The 16,072-nt window shown below is 63.9% G+C and carries 17 protein-coding genes, 1 tRNA gene and 3 pseudogenes; 12 read left to right on the forward strand and 9 right to left on the reverse strand.

Translation table 11 applies throughout. From position 1 onward, the window contains the following. The first annotated feature begins 117 nt into the window (after positions 1 to 117). The 3 genes from H9L15_RS04170 (at position 118) to H9L15_RS04180 (ending at position 2,556) form a co-directional block, all read left to right on the forward strand. Positions 118 to 1,953 (forward strand): autotransporter domain-containing protein, encoded by a 1,836-nt coding sequence (locus H9L15_RS04170; protein WP_187715266.1) that lies wholly within the window; start codon positions 118 to 120, stop codon positions 1,951 to 1,953. Positions 1,954 to 2,098: 145 nt separating this feature from the next. Next, positions 2,099 to 2,401, forward strand: coding sequence for a hypothetical protein (locus tag H9L15_RS04175; RefSeq protein WP_187715267.1), 303 nt, complete (start codon positions 2,099 to 2,101; stop codon positions 2,399 to 2,401). Next, on the forward strand, positions 2,398 to 2,556 hold the full coding sequence (locus H9L15_RS04180) for a hypothetical protein (protein ID WP_187715268.1): 159 nt from the start codon (positions 2,398 to 2,400) through the stop codon (positions 2,554 to 2,556). The genes H9L15_RS04175 and H9L15_RS04180 overlap by 4 nt, the downstream gene beginning before the upstream one ends. A gap of 31 nt (positions 2,557 to 2,587) precedes the next feature. On the opposite strand, the gene H9L15_RS04185 is transcribed toward H9L15_RS04180, so the two are convergent. Together H9L15_RS04185 and uvrB are read right to left on the reverse strand one after the other, a co-directional pair. Next, positions 2,588 to 3,865 (reverse strand): L,D-transpeptidase family protein, encoded by a 1,278-nt coding sequence (locus H9L15_RS04185; protein ID WP_187715269.1) that lies wholly within the window; start codon positions 3,863 to 3,865, stop codon positions 2,588 to 2,590. 89 nt (positions 3,866 to 3,954) lie between these two features. Then, positions 3,955 to 6,149 (reverse strand): annotated as a pseudogene (uvrB, locus tag H9L15_RS04190) (excinuclease ABC subunit UvrB). Positions 6,150 to 6,281: 132 nt separating this feature from the next. On the opposite strand from uvrB, the gene H9L15_RS04195 reads away from it, so the two are divergent. From H9L15_RS04195 to H9L15_RS04215, 5 genes are read left to right on the forward strand one after another with little or no spacing between them, the layout of a single operon-like run. Further along, positions 6,282 to 6,500 carry a hypothetical protein gene (locus H9L15_RS04195; RefSeq protein ID WP_187715270.1) on the forward strand — a complete coding sequence of 73 codons (219 nt, stop codon included), beginning with the start codon at positions 6,282 to 6,284 and terminating at the stop codon, positions 6,498 to 6,500. Beyond that, positions 6,497 to 6,826, forward strand: a complete 330-nt coding sequence (locus H9L15_RS04200; RefSeq protein WP_187715271.1) for a DUF3617 domain-containing protein — start codon at positions 6,497 to 6,499, stop codon at positions 6,824 to 6,826. Before H9L15_RS04195 ends, H9L15_RS04200 begins: the two co-directional genes overlap by 4 nt. A 26-nt stretch (positions 6,827 to 6,852) precedes the next feature. Beyond that, complete coding sequence (locus H9L15_RS04205) at positions 6,853 to 7,359, forward strand: DUF3617 domain-containing protein (protein ID WP_187715272.1); 507 nt, start codon at positions 6,853 to 6,855, stop codon at positions 7,357 to 7,359. Further along, entirely contained in the window at positions 7,356 to 7,748 is a 393-nt protein-coding gene (locus tag H9L15_RS04210; protein ID WP_187715273.1) for a VOC family protein, read from the forward strand. The genes H9L15_RS04205 and H9L15_RS04210 overlap by 4 nt, the downstream gene beginning before the upstream one ends. 15 nt (positions 7,749 to 7,763) lie before the next feature. Next, the gene (locus H9L15_RS04215) at positions 7,764 to 8,660 is read left to right on the forward strand and encodes a diacylglycerol/lipid kinase family protein (protein ID WP_187715274.1); all 897 of its coding nucleotides are present in this window, start codon (positions 7,764 to 7,766) and stop codon (positions 8,658 to 8,660) included. Positions 8,661 to 8,663: 3 nt separating this feature from the next. Here the strand turns inward: H9L15_RS04215 and H9L15_RS04220 are convergent, their stop codons facing one another. Beyond that, positions 8,664 to 8,921, reverse strand: a complete 258-nt coding sequence (locus H9L15_RS04220) for a hypothetical protein (RefSeq protein WP_187715275.1) — start codon at positions 8,919 to 8,921, stop codon at positions 8,664 to 8,666. An 81-nt stretch (positions 8,922 to 9,002) separates the two neighbouring features. Here H9L15_RS04220 and H9L15_RS04225 point away from each other — a divergent pair, with 81 nt between their 5' ends. Beyond that, complete coding sequence (locus H9L15_RS04225) at positions 9,003 to 10,169, forward strand: serine hydrolase domain-containing protein (protein WP_187715276.1); 1,167 nt, start codon at positions 9,003 to 9,005, stop codon at positions 10,167 to 10,169. Between the two features lie 213 nt (positions 10,170 to 10,382). Continuing rightward, positions 10,383 to 10,736 (forward strand): hypothetical protein, encoded by a 354-nt coding sequence (locus H9L15_RS04230; protein WP_187715277.1) that lies wholly within the window; start codon positions 10,383 to 10,385, stop codon positions 10,734 to 10,736. On the opposite strand, the gene purQ is transcribed toward H9L15_RS04230, so the two are convergent. From purQ to H9L15_RS20150, 5 genes and pseudogenes are all read right to left on the reverse strand, one after another. Continuing rightward, entirely contained in the window at positions 10,737 to 11,405 is a 669-nt protein-coding gene (gene purQ, locus H9L15_RS04235) for a phosphoribosylformylglycinamidine synthase subunit PurQ (RefSeq protein ID WP_187715278.1), read from the reverse strand. Beyond that, a complete protein-coding gene (gene purS / locus H9L15_RS04240; RefSeq protein ID WP_187715279.1) occupies positions 11,402 to 11,644 on the reverse strand; it encodes a phosphoribosylformylglycinamidine synthase subunit PurS in 243 nt (80 codons plus the stop codon). Before purS ends, purQ begins: the two co-directional genes overlap by 4 nt. A gap of 92 nt (positions 11,645 to 11,736) precedes the next feature. Beyond that, a complete protein-coding gene (locus H9L15_RS04245; protein WP_187715280.1) occupies positions 11,737 to 13,086 on the reverse strand; it encodes an HlyD family type I secretion periplasmic adaptor subunit in 1,350 nt (449 codons plus the stop codon). Beyond that, a complete protein-coding gene (locus H9L15_RS18590; protein ID WP_262984954.1) occupies positions 13,083 to 13,721 on the reverse strand; it encodes an ATP-binding cassette domain-containing protein in 639 nt (212 codons plus the stop codon). The genes H9L15_RS04245 and H9L15_RS18590 overlap by 4 nt, the downstream gene beginning before the upstream one ends. 287 nt (positions 13,722 to 14,008) lie before the next feature. Next, positions 14,009 to 14,785 (reverse strand): annotated as a pseudogene (locus tag H9L15_RS20150) (type I secretion system permease/ATPase); the annotation flags it as partial. A 328-nt stretch (positions 14,786 to 15,113) separates the two neighbouring features. Between H9L15_RS20150 and H9L15_RS20155 the strand changes: the two are divergent. Next, positions 15,114 to 15,305, forward strand: a pseudogene (locus H9L15_RS20155) (hypothetical protein); the annotation flags it as partial. 15 nt (positions 15,306 to 15,320) lie between these two features. Beyond that, positions 15,321 to 15,779 carry a hypothetical protein gene (locus tag H9L15_RS04260; protein ID WP_262984910.1) on the forward strand — a complete coding sequence of 153 codons (459 nt, stop codon included), beginning with the start codon at positions 15,321 to 15,323 and terminating at the stop codon, positions 15,777 to 15,779. 86 nt (positions 15,780 to 15,865) lie between these two features. Here the strand turns inward: H9L15_RS04260 and H9L15_RS04265 are convergent. Continuing rightward, positions 15,866 to 15,941: transfer RNA gene (locus tag H9L15_RS04265), tRNA-Ala, on the reverse strand. Positions 15,942 to 16,072 lie beyond the last annotated feature (131 nt).

Below are 16,072 nucleotides of genomic sequence, written 5' to 3' on the forward strand. Positions count from 1 at the left end.
GCGATGAAGCGATCAATGCTTAGCTGTGGCCTTCCGGCACTTGTCTTGGACCGAAATACACGGTTGTATTCCGACGGTTGCGGCCGAGGAGAGAGACGGACCGCGGGGAGGGAAATCATGACGACACGCCGGACCTTTGGCCGTTCACTTCTGTGCGCGAGCGCGCTTGCCGCAACCCTGACCGCCACGCCTGCGATGGCGCAACACGTCGATTCCATCACTGCGTTCGGCGATAGTTATGCCGACGACGGCAACCTGTTCCAGATCATTGGCTTCAACCCGGCGCCGCAGGTTTATCCGACCGGCCGCTTTTCGGGCGGGACCAACTATATCGACACCTTGTCGCAGCTGCTGAACATCCCGGTCGACAATTTCGCGATCGGCGGAGCGCTGACCGACAACACCAACACCAACGGCCCCGGCATCCCGGGTTTCGTCACGGAATGGAATGCATTCCTGGGCGGCGGCGGCGGACCATTCCCGACGGTTTCGGGCAGCTTCGATGCCAACGACCTGGTGACGGTCTCAATCGGCGGCAACGATGCCCGCTTCTACCAGCAGCAAGGTGGCACACTGGCCGGCGCGCCCACTGCCGCGCTCGGATCGGCGGCCTTCGCGCAGGTCGGGCTCGATGCACTGGTGGGCGCTGGCGCGCAGAACATCAGCTTCCTGGCCGGAAACACCTCCATCCTGCCGGAGATCGCCAACAATCCGACCGCGCAGGCGATCCGCAATGCCTATTCGACCACATTCAACACGCAGATGCAGAGCGTGCTCGCTGGCTATGCCGCCAACGGTGTGATGGTCCACTACCTCGACCTCACTCTGGTCGGGCAGAACATCATCGCCAATCCGGCCGCCTACGGTTTCACCAACACGGGCGCCTGCACGCCGGCGCCGCAGTGCGTGACCGATAGCGCCTACGCCAACCAGTTCCTGTTCTACGTCGATCAACTTCACCTGACGTCGGCGGGCTTCCGCGTGGTCGGCCAGTATATCGCCACGCAATTGCAGGCGCCGCTCACCCTGGGCGCTCAGGGCGAACTCGCGCTCGATACTTCGCGCCAGTTTGGCCGGACGCTGTCGAGCCGCGTCGACCTCGGATCACCACGCGACGGCGATGTGTCGGAGGGCATGAAGCTGTTCATCGTCGGCGATACGTTCTCGCACGACGTCCCGATCAGCACCGCGAATGACCCCTACGACATCGACGGCGTGGGCGTGACGGTCGGCGCAACCTACGGGTTCGGAACGGGAGTGGTCGGCGTTGCCGGGAATTACACGCGCCCGCGCGCCAGGTTCATTGGCGATACTGCGCGGACCGACACCGACAGCTGGCAGCTTGGCGGCTTTGGCGGGTTCGCCATTGGCGGCGCCTTCGCTCAGGGTCATCTTGGTTACGGCTGGGACAGTCACGACATCCGGCGGCAGGGTGTGGTTCAGAACATGCGGGCCAAGGCCGACGGCAGCCATTGGACCGCCGGCGCCAAGGCCGGCTACCTGATGCCGCTCGGCGTGATGCGCGCCGGCCCGGTGGTCGCGATCGACTACGCCAAGGCAAAGGTCGACGGCTACACCGAAACGGGCGATCCGGCGCTGACGCTGAACGTGGACTCGACGTCCGCCAAGTCGCTGGTCGGCGGTCTCGGCCTCGAGCTTCGCGGCGACTTCGACACTTCAGACCTTTCGGTTCGGCCCTATCTGACCGGAATGCTTGAGAAGGAGCTGTCGAACGGTTCGCGCACGATGCTGTTCTCGCAGACGAGCTCACCGGGAATCATCAATAGCTGGAACCTCGGCGATCGGCCGGACGGCATCTACGGCCGGATCTCGGGCGGCGGCACGGCGGAGATCGTCGACAACGTCACGATCAACGCCGTTCTGTCGACGACGGTCAGCCGCGACAACGGCAATGAGGTGTCCGGCCACGTCGGGTTCAACTTCGGCTTCTAGTCCCGCGGCTTAGCTCCACCCAACTTGACTTCGCGCGCGATGAGGAGCCTCATCGCGTCCGGTGGCGCGGGCGAGCGCCCGCACCTGCCCTGTGCGCGTCTGGAAGCGGCGCAAACCCGAGCGCCGTGACTTGGGGAGGGACATCGTGGCTACTGCACCATTGCGCACGCCCATGCATTTGTGGGTCGTCGGAGTTCTGTCTCTGCTGTGGAACAGCTTCGGAGCTTACGACTATTCGATGACCCGAATGCGGAACATGGATTATCTTGCCGGCATGTCGCCGCCTGGCGTCGATCCGGCAGCGATGCTGGCCTACATCGACGGCATGCCTCTTTACGCTCAGCTTGGCTGGGGTTTTGGGGTCTGGGGGCCCTGGTCGGGTCGATTGCCCTATTGCTGCGCAAGCGAGCCGCCGTTTGGGCTTTCGGGGTTTCGATTGCGGGAATGATCCTGAGTTTCGGCTACATGTTCTTCGGACCACCGATGCCGGGCAGCGAAGCCGCCGGGCCGATGAAGTACATGCCTCTGATCATCGTCATTCTGGGGCTCGCGCAATTTGCCTATGCGCGCGCCGCCGAACGCAAAGGACTTTTGTCGCACTGATGTTCGGGTGGCGCTCGCGGCGCCACCCGTTCTACGCCTTGCCTGCGAACATCTGCGACATCGCGAGCGCATCCCAGCCGTAAGGGTCGGGACGAAAGACGACGCCATTGTTGCTCGGCGCGACAGTCAGATAAGTCAGGTAGATCGGCACCGGCCGCGGCAACGGGAAGGTCTGCTCGTACTGCGTTGACGGCTGAGGGACACGGCCGAACACCCAGGTCGCGAAGCGGCGATAGTCCTGCAGACGCACGCACCCGTTGCTGAGCCAGCGGTCATTCTTCGCGAACAGTTCGTCATGCGGTGTATCGTGAAGGTAGATGCCGTAATCGTTGGGCATTTCGAACTTCATGTTGCGCATGGAATTCCACGGACCAGGAAGCTGCCGGACGTGGATTGTCGGCTCCTGCTTGCCCGACGCGATCGCCTTCCAGTTGACCGTCTTCGGATCGATCACGGGAGCGTTGGGACCCCAGTCGCGCAGCACTTCGTAATGGAAGCTCTTGAAGTAGGAGAGGCCCATCTCCTGGACCTTCTTTGCGGTCAGGCTGCGAACCAGCTCGGGCGGCACGTTCCAGTAAGGATTGGCCTTCGCATTGCGCATGATCACCGCGATCATCGGCGTCTTCGTCTTCGGCGCGCCGACGACGACCTTCATGCCGTCGACGACGCGGTCGCGATCGAAAAGGTAAGCTTCGGCTGAGCCGGAATCGACGACGACGTAGCGGTTGAACGTGCGGACGGATGGAAGCCGGAATGCACGCTCCATGTTGATGGCAATCCGCTGCTCGTAATAGCGCGAGCCGCGGTTGAGCGAAGCGATCGTTCCCTTGCCGGCAATGCCGTCCGCGGGACCAATTCCGTGCACAGTCTGATAGCTCGCGACGGCCTGGAAGAGCTGATCGTCATAACCGCCCTGAGGGTAGAGCCCGAGCCGCTGGCGAAGCAGCTGAACCCTTTTGCCAGTCGAGCCACGCTTCAGTACCGGGCCGGCCGGGATCTTGATCTGCGGAAGGCGGCCATATGTCGCCTGATACTGCTGCAATCCGCGCCCAAGCTGACCGAACAGGACATTCGGAGCGCCGGACCTGCCGGCGGAGAAATCCATGCTGAACAGTCGCTGCAGCCAATTCTGCGGCCGCTGGTGGCGCCTCGCGACATTGCTCATGTCCGGATCGACGTAGACGAAGTCGATGCCCTGCTTGATCGCGCGCGGCACTGCGACGGGCTCGTCGCCGCGGGGAGCCGCCATAGCGGGTGCAGTGCCCAGGACGGCAGCCGCACCGATGATCAAAGCAAGCGTGTTGCGCATACATTTTGCGCCGCTTTCGCGGCGCATTCCCCGAGCCAGTTTCAAGTTCAACTCACTGCAGTCGTTTCGGTTTCGCTTAGCTGAACCAACTAGCGGCGACCACCGAAACGCGTGCGAGACTGCTTGCCGAAGCGGCCCTTTCGCGTTCCCGGCTTTCCTTCGCTCGAATTGCCGGACGGCCGCGGAGCTACGCGCTGGTCGTGGGGAATGCCGAGGTCGTCTTCCTCCAGTCGGCGGATTTCGTCGCGGAGGCGGCCGGCTTCTTCGAACTCGAGGTCAGCCGCGGCCGTGCGCATGCGTTGTTCGAGATCGGCGATATAGGCCTTGAGATTGTGGCCGACCAGGTGCGGTCGCTCGTCGTCGCCGGTGTCGACTACGACGCCGTCACGTGTCGAGACGTGCGCAATGATGTCGCTGATCTGACGCTTGATGCTCTCCGGCGTGATGCCGTGGAGCCTGTTGTACTCAAGCTGTTTCTCCCGCCGGCGGTCGGTTTCGGCAAGCGCGCGTTCGATCGATCCGGTCTTGGTGTCGGCGTAGAGGATGACGCGGCCGTCGACGTTGCGGGCGGCGCGGCCGATGGTCTGGATCAGCGACGTTTCGGACCGCAGGAAGCCTTCCTTGTCCGCGTCGAGGATCGCGACCAGCCCGCATTCCGGAATGTCGAGGCCCTCGCGCAGGAGGTTGATGCCGACGAGCACGTCATAGACGCCGAGCCGCAACTCGCGGATCAGCTCGATGCGCTCCAGCGTCTCGACGTCTGAGTGCATGTAGCGGACGCGCAGTCCGGCCTCGTGGAGGTACTCGGTCAGGTCCTCCGCCATGCGCTTCGTCAGCGTCGTGACCAAAGTGCGATAACCCTTCCGGGCGGTTTCCTTCGCCTCGTGAACGAGGTCGTCGACCTGGTCCTCCACCGGCTTGATCTCGACCGGCGGGTCGATGAGCCCCGTTGGACGGATCACCTGCTCGCTGAATACGCCGCCGTCTCGTTCATTTCCCACGGACCGGGAGTTGCCGAGACGAAGGTCGTCTGCGGGCGCATCGCGTCCCATTCGTTGAAGCGCAGCGGCCGGTTGTCGATGCAGCTCGGCAGCCGGAAGCCGTATTCCGCGAGCGTGATCTTCCGCCGATGGTCGCCTCGCGCCATCGCGCCGATCTGCGGCACGGTCTGGTGGCTCTCGTCGATGAACAGCAAAGCGTTGTCCGGGAGATATTCGAACAGGGTCGGCGGCGGCTCGCCAGGAAGGCGACCGGTGAGGAAGCGCGAGTAATTCTCGATGCCCGCGCATGAGCCCGTCGCGGCAATCATTTCCAGGTCGAAGTTGGTGCGCTGCTCAAGCCGCTGCGCCTCCAGCAGCCGACCTTCGGCGACCAGCTCCTTCAGCCTTTCTTCCATCTCGTGCTTGATCGCGCCCATCGCCTGCTTGAGCGTCGGGCCGGGCGTCACGTAGTGCGAGTTGGCATAGACCTTCACGCTGTCGAGGCTGGCTGCCTTTTGGCCGGTCAGCGGGTCGAACTCGACGATGTCCTCAATCTCGTCGCCGAAGAAGGACACGCGCCACGCGGTGTCCTCATAGTGCGACGGGAAGATTTCCAGATTGTCGCCGCGTACGCGGAAATTGCCGCGGGCGAAGGCCTGGTCGTTGCGCTTGTACTGCAGCGCGACGAGCTTGCGGATGATTTCGCGCTGGTCCTCGCTGCTGCCCTTCTTCAGGCTGAAGGTCATGGCCGAATAAGTTTCGACCGAGCCGATGCCATACAGGCACGAAACCGACGCAACGATGATCACGTCGTCGCGCTCCAGCAGCGACCGCGTCGCCGAGTGGCGCATGCGGTCGATCGCCTCGTTCACCGAGCTTTCCTTCTCGATGTAGGTGTCGGTGCGTGGGACGTAGGCCTCGGGCTGGTAATAATCGTAGTAGCTGACGAAATATTCGACCGCATTGTCGGGGAAAAAACTTTTGAACTCGCCGTAGAGCTGGGCCGCGAGAATCTTGTTCGGAGCGATGATCAGTGCCGGCCGTTGAAGCGTTTCGATGACCTTCGCCATCGTGAACGTCTTGCCCGAGCCGGTGACGCCCAGCAGCACCTGGCTCCGCTCGCCTTCGCTCGCAGCCTCCGTCAGTTCCTTGATCGCCAGCGGCTGGTCGCCCGACGGCTCGAAATCGGACTTGATTCGGAATCGCTTCCCGCCCTCCGCCTTCTCCGGCCGTGCGGGCTTGTGCGGAACGAACGCCTCGCCCGTTTCCGGCTCGGCCAGTGTGGTGCGGATCTGAATCGCCATCGCCGTCTATATGGTCAGCGGAGGTGGCGGGAACAACCTGTGAACGGGCCCCTTGCAAACGCCGATTTTCATGTTCCGCTTTTCGGAATAGTGTGCGTCCACGACGCGCCTGGGGCGCTCACAGGGGCTGTGATGAATCGACTGATTTGGATTGGACTGGCTGCGCTCGTTTCGGCGTGCGGGTCCGGCAATAAAGTGGACATGGAAAACGCGTCGGCCAGCGACGTCGCCAAGGAAATGGCGAAGAAGAATGGGGACACCGGCTTCGTCAGCCCGGGCAAGTGGCAGCAGAACGCTTCGTTGGTGTCGATGGAAGCGCCGGGCATGCCCCTCAGGTCGCCGAGGCGATGAAGAAGGCGATCGGCACGACTCAAACCCACGAGACCTGCCTGACGGCCGAGCAGGCCAAGCACCCCAAGGAAGACTTCTTCACCGGAGCGGACAAGAGCTGCCGCTACGAACATTTCAATTGGGGTGACGGAAAGATCGACATGAAGCTGGTTTGCGCTCGACCGGACGCGACCCAGACCATGCAGATGACCGGGACCTACGAACCCAACAGCTATCAAATGGCCATGTCCGTCGCGTCGAAGGGCAGCAGCCCGATGGAAACGATGAACATGAAGATGACCGTCGATGCCAAGCGCGTCGGGGATTGCGAGGGAAGCAAGGGCTGACGTTCACAGCAAAGGGGGAGAGACCAATGCAGAGAGTGCTTATCGCCGCGACCGCGGCCTTGATGGTTTCCGCGTGCAACGAGCAGGCTCCGGCCCAGAAGCCGGTGGAAGCGCCCAAGGTTCTTGCTGCCGGGCAGTATGAGGGAACGTGGAAGGTCGATTCCATCCGCTCGGTGGACAGGACGACTCCAGCCACCAAGCTCAAGCAGGACGCCACGGGCCCCGCCACAGGGTGCGTTGCCGCCGACGGGTCGATCGATGCCGCCTTGTTCGCGGAAGGCGAGGACAAGTGCACGATCGCCAATCCCTACGTTCGCAATGGGCGGATCGGCATGGAACTGACCTGCGCACGAAAGGGCCAGGCAGGCGAAGTTCGTGAGTCGGTAAGCGGGACCTTCGCCGGTGATTCGATCGACGCAGACGTCAGCACCACGACCTACCTCGCCGGCACAGGGGATTACGCCATGTCGCGCAAGTTCGAGGTCAAGCGGGTGGGCGAATGCGCTCCGGTCAAACCGGAGAAAGCAGCATGATCGGCTATGTCACGGTTGGGTCCAACGATCTGGAGAAGGCGCGGGGTTTTTACGACGCGCTGATGCCGACCCTCGGAGCCGGACGAATGCTCGAGTTCGGCGACAATTTCACGATGTACGGCACCGGGATGGGCAAGCCCGGCTTCGCCGTCTGCAAGCCTTTCAATGGCAATTCCGCCGAATGCGGCAACGGCAACATGACCGCGATCGCGTGCGACACTCGGGCCAAGGTCGATGCGCTTTATGCCAAGGCGATGGACCTGGGCGCCACCGACGAAGGCGCACCGGGCGTGCGCGGTGAGGAAGGCGAGCAGGCCTTCTACGGGGCCTATTTCCGCGACCTCGACGGGAACAAGCTTTGCGCCTTTCGGATCGGTCCTGCCGATTGAGGCATTGTGCGGGGAATGACCCGCACCGGCAAAGTCCCTGTCCTCATCAACCGCGGCAGCGGACCAGCCGACCGTGGGCAATCGGAAGGCGCTGACGTTGCGCACGCGCTGGCGAAGGCTGGCGTCGAAGCGGATGTGCAGGTCATCGACGGAGCCGATATCGCGGAGGCGTCTCGCAAGGCCGTCGAGGCGGGAGCGCAGGTCGTCGTGGCCGGCGGCGGCGACGGGACGATCAGCGCCGTCGCTCAATTCCTGGCGGGGACCAAGTCGAAGCTGGGGATCCTGCCGCTAGGGACGCTCAACCATTTTGCGCGCGACCTCGGTATCCCCAATACCCTCGAAGAGGCCGCTGCGCTGATCGCGACGGGAAAGTCTCGCGGGATCGACGTTGCGGAGGTCAACGGCCATGTGTTCATCAACAACAGCGCGATCGGCCTCTATCCGCTGATGGTTCTCGACCGCGAGATGCAGCAGAAGAAGCTCGGCCGCAGCAAGAGGCTGGCGATGCTGGTCGCCAGCGCTCGAACGCTGGCACGATTCCGGCACCGCCGCCTGACCCTGACGATCAACGACGAGGAGGCGCAAATTGACACGCCTTTGCTGTTCGTCGGGAACAACGACTATCGGCTCGACCTCGGCGCGCCCGGACGGAGGGACAGCCTGGAAGATGGCCAGCTGAGCGTGTTCGTGATGCGCAAGAAAACGCGGCGCGGACTCATTGCCGCCAGCATTCGCGCATTGCTCAACCGGACTCGCGACGACGACATGGTCCGGCTGGAGCATGTCGAGAGGCTCCGCGTCGCAAGTCGTCGCAGCCATCTGGCAGTGTCGATGGACGGCGAGGTCGCAATGGTCGCCCCGCCACTGGATTACCGGGTGCGAAAGCGGGCGCTCAACGTCATCGCGCCGTAAGTCCTACTGGCCGGTCGGTGACTTGAAGGTCTCGGTCGGGCGATTGGTGCGATTGCCCATGCCAATCTTGTTCCTGGCGTCGATATCGTCCTGGCGCTGCTCCGCGGCGGTCCTGCAAACTTGCTTGACCCGCCGGCTGCCGGTCTCGCGCACGGTGCGGCACACCTTCTTCTCTTCCGCAGGCTTCGCGCCCTCGACCACGATCGGCTGAGTGTCCTGGGCGGCGGCCGCCGCAGCGATGAACAGCAAAGTCGCCAACATGCCGCCAGAATCCCCGTGACCACGCATCGAGTCAACCGGATGAGCTTGCTTCTGGCAGCCTGAATGCGACAGTCTGCCGAAATGAGGGGCATCGCACTGGCTTGCTTGGCGCTGACCGCGTGCACGACCGTGCCACCCGCGCCGGAAGTGTCCGTTTCGCAGGTTGGCGTCGCGTTCGACCGCACCGGCGAGGTCGGTTCCTTTGCCGACGGCTTCGCCGATCCGGCCACAAGCCGCGCGGTCACGGCCGACGATCCGGTGCGCGTCGCTTCGATCAGCAAGCTGGTCGTCTCGATTGGAGTGATGAAGCTCGTCGAGCAGGAAAAACTCGACCTCGACATCGATGTTTCAACATGGCTTGGATGGTCGCTTCGCAATCCGGCATATCCGGACCGGCCGATCACTCTGCGCCTGCTGCTCTCCCACACAAGCTCCGTGCGCGACTTCCATGACCAATACGCCATCCCGCTAGGAACGTCCGTTCAGTCGGTAATGGCCGAACCGTCCAGCTGGGATCGCAAGCACGGTCCCGGCGCCGGCTATTTCACGTATTCCAACCTCAACTTTCCCATCGTCGCCTCGATCGTCGAGCGCGTCACCGGCGAGCGCTTCGACCTGTGGATGCGCCGCGAGGTGCTGCAGCCGATGAAGCTGGACGCCTGCTACAACTGGCCGACCTGCAGTGATGCGAAAGTCGCGCGCGCGGTCGTCCTCACCCAAGCAGGCAAGCCCGTGAAGGACGACCTTGGCGGCGAGCAGCCCGATTGTCCGGTCTACGTCGAGGATGGCCCGTGTGACCTCGGGCGGTGGCATCTGGGTGATAATGGCGCACTTTATGCCCCACAGGGCGGCCTGCGGATCTCGATGCGCGACCTCGCCCGCGTCGGTCGCATGCTGCTGGGCGGTGGGACAATCGACGGCGTTCGATTGCTCACGCCGAAGTCCGTCGAGCTGATGCTGGCGCCGGCGTGGGTCTTCGACGGGCGTAATGGCGACACCGACCATGGTTTTTACTGCACCTATGGGCTGGCGACGCAGCAGATCCCGTCCGCGATGCGCGGTTGCCACGACGATCCGGCGGCGGACGGCATCGTTCGAAGCGGCCACGCGGGTGACGCCTACGGGCTCCGGTCAGGACTCTGGATCGATCGGCTCAATGGGACCGGAGTCGCCTATTTCGTGTCGGGCTTGTCCGATGACCCGCCGCGCGGGCGAGCGCCTTTCGCGCAGCGGAAGAGGCCGCGATGAAGCGAAGCCTCGGGTTGCTTGGCACCGGCAACGCGTGCAGCAATCGACGAAGCCGAACCAAGGATTTGAACCGGCTGCGCTGCAAATATGCTGAAATCCCATCGCGAAGCGGCGATTTGACGCCGCGATAACGCGGCGGTCACGATCGTCGAACGCATTCGGCCTCAAGCCGGGCAGCCGATCGTCGGCGACTCTTACCCCGAAAGCGGCAAGATGGCTGGTCCAACCGCGACCGTCTGGGCAGTGGTCCGCCGCGCCGGTCCGCAAGTCATTGCGTTGGCCGGAAAAAGGCTCCATTCATTTCCCGTTCAACAGCTCGGGCTGATCCCGGGCGGGGTAAATCGGGGCAACGAGATGCGTCGGGCATTGGTTGTATTCGCGGCACTTGTCGGCGCAGCGGCAGCTCAGCCCGCTCAGGCAGCAACCATCGTCGTTTTCACCAACCCGGAAACGCTTGAGCAGCGGATGGTGGTCGTCGACCGCGACGGACCGGACCGGCTCTTCATGTGCATGCTGCCGCCGGGCGAAGCGGGCTGTCACCAGCTCCCGGTCAAGCGCAGGACCTGATCAGGCCGCGACGGTCTCCAGCAGGCCCTCGAACAAGCGCCGTCCATCCGTATTTCCGTGCGCTTTCTCGAGCGCACGCTCCGGATGCGGCATCATGCCCAGCACGTTTCCGGAATCGTTGAGGATCCCGGCGATGCCCCGCGCCGAACCGTTTACTTCATCGAGGTAGCGGAAGGCCACGCGGCCCTCCCCTTCCAGCCGGTCGAGCGTTTCGGCGTCCGCCTGGAAGTTGCCGTCGTGATGGGCGACGGGAATGACGATGTCCTCTCCCGCATCATATTGCGAAGTGAAAAGGCTCTGGCTGTTCTCGACCTTGAGCGGCACCGGCCGGCAGACGAAGTTGAGGCCCGCGTTGCGCATCAGGGCGCCCGGCAGGAGCCCGGTTTCGGTCAGCACCTGGAAGCCGTTGCATACGCCAAGCAGCGGAACGCCGCGCCCGGCCGCATCGGCAACTGCGCGCATGATCGGGGACCGCGCCGCCATCGCTCCGGATCGAAGGTAATCGCCGTAGGAGAAGCCACCGGGAAGAGCGATGAAATCGGTTCCGTCGGGAAGCTCGGTCTCGCGGTGCCAGACCATCGCCGGCGCGCGGCCGGTCACCTGCTCGATGGCAACAGCGAGGTCGCGGTCGCAATTCGATCCGGGAAAAACGATGACCGCGCTTTTCACGCGGCAGTCTCCAGCCGCTCGATGCGGAAATTCTCGATGACCGTATTGGCGAGGAGCTTGCGGCACATTTCTTCGATGTCGGCGTCCGGCGTGCCGTCGGCGAGGCTGAGCTCGATCAGCTTGCCAGCGCGAACATCCTCCACTCCGGAGAAGCCGAGTCCCTCCAGTGCATGATGGATGGCCTTGCCCTGCGGGTCGAGGACGCCGGGCTTCAAAGTGACGAAGACGCGCGCTTTCATGACTGCCCTGTGCTGTACGAAGAGTTTCGCAGCCCCTTTGCCTCAGGCCGCTTCCAGCGTCCAGACGTCCGTGACCATCTCACTCCCAAAGATCACTGCTCCCGGAGCGAGCCCCACAGGTTCCGGGTGAGCGGCTCGAGGATGTATTGAAGCGCGGTGCGCTTGCGCACCGAAAGCAGGACTTCGACGGGAAGGCCCGGGCGCAGCTGTCCTTTGCCAAGCGAGCCGCTGACCCTCCGAAGCTCGTCGGCAGGAACGTCGATCTCCGCCCGGAAGTAGGACTGGCCCGTCTTCTCGTCAGTAAAGCTGTCGGCGGAGATGGTGCGTACCTTGCCCGTCAGAAGCGGCAGGGTGCGGTCGTTGACGCTGACGAAGCGAACCTGCGCCTCCTGGCCCTGATAGACGTCGTCAGCATTGGTCGGCGCGACTTGGGCTTGGATGACTAGGCTGCGGTGATCCGGGACGATTTCCATCAGGGTCTGCCCGGGCGAAACCACCCCGCCGATGGTGAACACGCTAAGGCCCACGACCTGACCGGTGGCCGGAGCGCGGACGCGGGCGCGTTGCAGTTGCTCGCGCACCGCGATCAGCTTGGGAAGTACATCAGACAGCCGCGCCTGGGTGTCGCGCAGGTCCGACGCGACCTGCTCCATCGCCGTCTTCTCGATCGAAACCGACTGCATCCGCGTTTCGCCCTTGCCTTCGCCGGCGCGAGCGATCTCCGCGGTCATCGAGGCTTCTTGGCCCTTCAGCTCGGCATAGGCCCGTTCGAGCGCGCGGATGCGGTTCACCGACGCAAAGCCCTTTTCCTGGATCTTCTTCAGCCCGTCGATTTCTTCCTGAAGCAAGCGCTGCTGCTCGTGCAGTGAGGCGATCTGCTGCGAATAGCCAGACTGCTGCTCGCCGAGCTGGAGCGACCGCTGGCCGAGCACGGATTGCTGTGCCGACTTCGAAGCGAGCCGCGCCTGAAGCTGAGCGCGCTGCAAGGCCATCGCTTGCGCGGCGAGCGGCTGATCCTCCGCGGGAAGTCCGGCGAATTCCGCCGGCGGGAGGAAGTCGCGGGCACCCGCACGTTCGGCCATCAACCGGGCGCGCTGGGCGACATTTGTCAGGTAGTCGCTGGTCAGCGCCCGCTCTTGCGCGCGAAGGTCAGGCGCGGCCATTTCGATGAGGACGTCGCCCGCCTTCACATGCTGCCCTTCGCGGACGTTGATCGCGGTGACGACGCCGCCTTCGCGGTGCTGCACCGACTGGCGGTTCCCTGAGACGGCGATGACTCCGCGGGCCGGAACCGCCGCATCGAGCGGCATGAACGCGGCCCAGCCGAGCAGGATTACGAAGAATATGATGACGATGCCGGCACCAATCCGGATGTCGCGGCGCGGATCGTCGACGGGCGCGTCCTGCTGGTAGGGTTCGATGATCGAGGTCAGCACGTTCATCCGGCCGCCCCTTCGCCCACCTGAAGCAACCGGTTGGCGACTTCTTGCGATGGCCCGAGCAGCTTGGGCCGGCCGCCTTCGAGCACGAGGAGGCGCTTTGCGCCCGAAAGGATCGAGCGGCGATGCGCGATCAGGATGACCGCGGCGCCTCGGTTCATCGCTCCTGCAAGCGACGTGATGAGCGCGGCCTCGCCATCGGAATCGAGGAAGGCGTTGGGCTCGTCGAGGATCATCAGGACAGGATTGCCATAGAAAGCGCGCGCCAGTGCCACCCGCTGAGCCTGGCCCGAGGACAGTCCCTGCCCGAGCGGCCCGAGCGGCGTATCATAGCCCTTCGGCAATTTCAGGATGAGCTCGTGGGCACCGGCCGCTTGAGCCGCCGCAACGGCCAGCTTGTCCACGTCCGTACCATTAGCCGCACCGGAGAAGCGGGAAATGTTTTCCTTGATCGTGCCTTCGAACAGGCTTGGCTCCTGCGGCAGGTACCCGATGTGGCGCGCGAGATCGTCGGACTCCCAGTCGGAATAAGCCGCGCCGTCGATCCGGACGATGCCGGCCTCGGTCGGGATGGCGCCTGCGAGCACTTTTGCCAACGTCGTCTTGCCTGCGCCGCTTGGACCGATGACGCCGAGCATCTCGCCAGGACTGACGTCGACCGAGATTCCAAACAGAACCGGCCGGCCGTCGGGACCGCGAACTCCGACCTGGTCGACTTCCAACCGTCCAGCGGGCTCGGGAGGCGCGTGTAGATTCGCTCGGCCGGAACGCCGGACATTACTTCGGCGAGACGCGTCAAGGCCGCGTGGGCGCCGATGATCGTCGGCCAGCCGCCGATGACCGCCTCGACCGGCTGTAGCGCGCGGCTGAGCAGGATCGAGGCGGCCACAATGGCGCCTGCAGAAATATAGCCGGCGATCGCGAGGAGAGCGCCGAGGCCCAGCGCGGCCGACTGGACGAAGAGGCGAAGAAAGCGGCTCAGAGCCGAGAAGCGGCCGCCCGTGAACTGCGCATCCGAAAGGCGGGAAAGGCCGAACGCCCGCTGGGCCAGCTGGCGGTTGACCATGGTCCCGACCATTCCAAGCGCCCGAACCGTGTCGTTGTTGAGCGCGACGGTCTGGGCCGCGGCTTGCGAAGCGGCCATCGCTTGCGTCGCCGTCTGCATCGTCTCCGCCGTTGCGCGTTGATTGCGCCAGGCCACGAAGAACAGGATCGCCGAAGCGGCGGTGGCAAGGATTCCGATCCAGAAGTGCAGCAGGAAGGCAACGGCGAGGAACAAGGGGAACCACGGCACGTCGAACATGGCTCCGGCCACAGGACTTCCGATCGCCTGCCGAACCGTCTCGAAATCCCGCATGGCCTGGACGGCGGCGTTCGAGTTGCGTCCCATCATCCGCTTCAGGATCTTCGGGGCCAGCAAGGCATCGAGCCTCAGGCTGGCCCTGACCAGAAGGCGGTTCCGGATCGCATCCAGCGCGGACAGGGCGAACAAAGCGACGGCCAATGCCAGGGTGATGAACAGCAGCGTCATCTTGCCGCCGGTCGCCACGACCCGGTCGTAAACCTGCAGCATGTAGATCGCAGGCGCGAGGAACAGCAAGTTGATGAACAGGCTGAAGACGGCAGCCGCTAGGAAGTGCGGGCGGCAGGCCTCGACGGCCTCCGCCATATCCCTTGGTAACTCTATCCCAGCGATCTTCATCGGTCCTGCTTTAGGCCCCTACTTCGGCTTTTGTGAACATAGTCTCGCCGGAAGAGCAGGCGGAAGAACGCGTGCAAGGCACTGTCGCGTATCGGGACTTTCACCGAGATTTCCTGCCTTCAGTTTATGGCAATGGCGAATGACAGCCTTCGACAACCGACAGGAGCGCGCCAATGTTCACCAACTCGCTCGCAATAGGTCTCGTCCTGCTGGCGCAAGGTTCGCCGGCGATGCAGATGCCAGTGGCAGTTCAGGTCACCACTCTTCCGGCGCCGATCCCGCCGACTACGAGACCCCGGTCACCCGGCCGCCCACGGTCCGTCCTCCGATGCGGCCAGATCACCGGGTGCCTTATTTCTCCCGATCGAATTATATCGACGGGCGCGGCTTTGCGGGGCGAGTACGGTGCAATTCGCAGAATGGTCGCTTCAACAGTTGCTCGGCGCGAACCCAGAACCGCGTCATGCTTATCCGGACGCACGGCGGAAATTGCCGGCGCGGCCATAGCTGGGGGTATGATTCGCGGCGAGTGTGGGTGTCGCAAAGCTGCCGGGCGACCTTCGCCTATGGGTACGGCCACTATTACCCCGACCGCGAGAACAACAGCAGCTCCGGTGGATCGAACACCGCGCTTATCATTGGCGGGATTGCAGTCGCCGCGGGGCTGGCCGCGATCCTTTCGAACAGCGGCAAGAACATCGACACAAGCTCATCGTCGGCAGGCCCGCCGGCAGCGATCAGCGCCGACCCCAATTGGGTTCAGCAAGCTGCGCGTCCGGCGCTCAACCAATGCCTGACCCGCGCAGCACGCGACGTCGGCGCAACGGGCGGCACCCGCATCACGCTTCAGACGGCGGCAGCCAGCGAGATCGAGCCCGGCGCGTTCCAGATCGGCGGCACGCTGACGGCCCAGTACCCCGACAGCACGCGCGAACTGCCAATGCTATGCGAAGCCACCGCGGATGGCGTCGATCAGTTCGAGTTCAAATCCTGACGCTGAAATCCCGGGGAAGCGCGCGTCGCTTCCCCGGCAATTCCGGCCAACCAGCGAAAATCCCTCTTCGATTCAGAGATTTAGGCTGGTGGAGCTGAGGGGAATCGAACCCCTGACCTCTGCAGTGCGATTGCAGCGCTCTCCCATCTGAGCTACAGCCCCGTACCCGGCAGGCGGCTCACATAGCCGCGCCTCTTTCCCCTTGCAATGACCCGCCGCGAGCCAATTTCGCCCTGTCGCTTGACGATGATTCCGTCAGGAACGGCCGTCGTCCTCCATTCGTTGTTCCCACA

It is taken from the genome of Sphingomonas daechungensis (assembly GCF_014489495.1).
Taxonomy (GTDB): Bacteria; Pseudomonadota; Alphaproteobacteria; order Sphingomonadales; family Sphingomonadaceae; genus Sphingomicrobium; species Sphingomicrobium daechungense.

Excerpts from the sequence above, each read along its gene's own strand:
- H9L15_RS04205 (WP_187715272.1), top strand. The coding sequence starts at position 6,853 with ATGCAGAGAGTGCTTATCGCCGCGACCGCGGCCTTGATGGTTTCCGCG.
- H9L15_RS04210 (WP_187715273.1), top strand. The coding sequence starts at position 7,356 with ATGATCGGCTATGTCACGGTTGGGTCCAACGATCTGGAGAAGGCGCGG.
- H9L15_RS04215 (WP_187715274.1), top strand. The coding sequence starts at position 7,764 with ATGACCCGCACCGGCAAAGTCCCTGTCCTCATCAACCGCGGCAGCGGA.
- H9L15_RS04230 (WP_187715277.1), top strand. The coding sequence starts at position 10,383 with ATGGCTGGTCCAACCGCGACCGTCTGGGCAGTGGTCCGCCGCGCCGGT.
- H9L15_RS04225 (WP_187715276.1), top strand. The coding sequence starts at position 9,003 with ATGAGGGGCATCGCACTGGCTTGCTTGGCGCTGACCGCGTGCACGACC.
- H9L15_RS04180 (WP_187715268.1), top strand. The coding sequence starts at position 2,398 with ATGATCCTGAGTTTCGGCTACATGTTCTTCGGACCACCGATGCCGGGC.
- H9L15_RS04170 (WP_187715266.1), top strand. The coding sequence starts at position 118 with ATGACGACACGCCGGACCTTTGGCCGTTCACTTCTGTGCGCGAGCGCG.
- H9L15_RS04220 (WP_187715275.1), bottom strand. The coding sequence starts at position 8,921 with ATGTTGGCGACTTTGCTGTTCATCGCTGCGGCGGCCGCCGCCCAGGAC.
- H9L15_RS18590 (WP_262984954.1), bottom strand. The coding sequence starts at position 13,721 with ATGCTCGGCGTCATCGGTCCAAGCGGCGCAGGCAAGACGACGTTGGCA.
- H9L15_RS04200 (WP_187715271.1), top strand. The coding sequence starts at position 6,497 with ATGAAGAAGGCGATCGGCACGACTCAAACCCACGAGACCTGCCTGACG.
- H9L15_RS04195 (WP_187715270.1), top strand. The coding sequence starts at position 6,282 with ATGAATCGACTGATTTGGATTGGACTGGCTGCGCTCGTTTCGGCGTGC.
- H9L15_RS04245 (WP_187715280.1), bottom strand. The coding sequence starts at position 13,086 with ATGAACGTGCTGACCTCGATCATCGAACCCTACCAGCAGGACGCGCCC.
- H9L15_RS04185 (WP_187715269.1), bottom strand. The coding sequence starts at position 3,865 with ATGCGCAACACGCTTGCTTTGATCATCGGTGCGGCTGCCGTCCTGGGC.
- purS (WP_187715279.1), bottom strand. The coding sequence starts at position 11,644 with ATGAAAGCGCGCGTCTTCGTCACTTTGAAGCCCGGCGTCCTCGACCCG.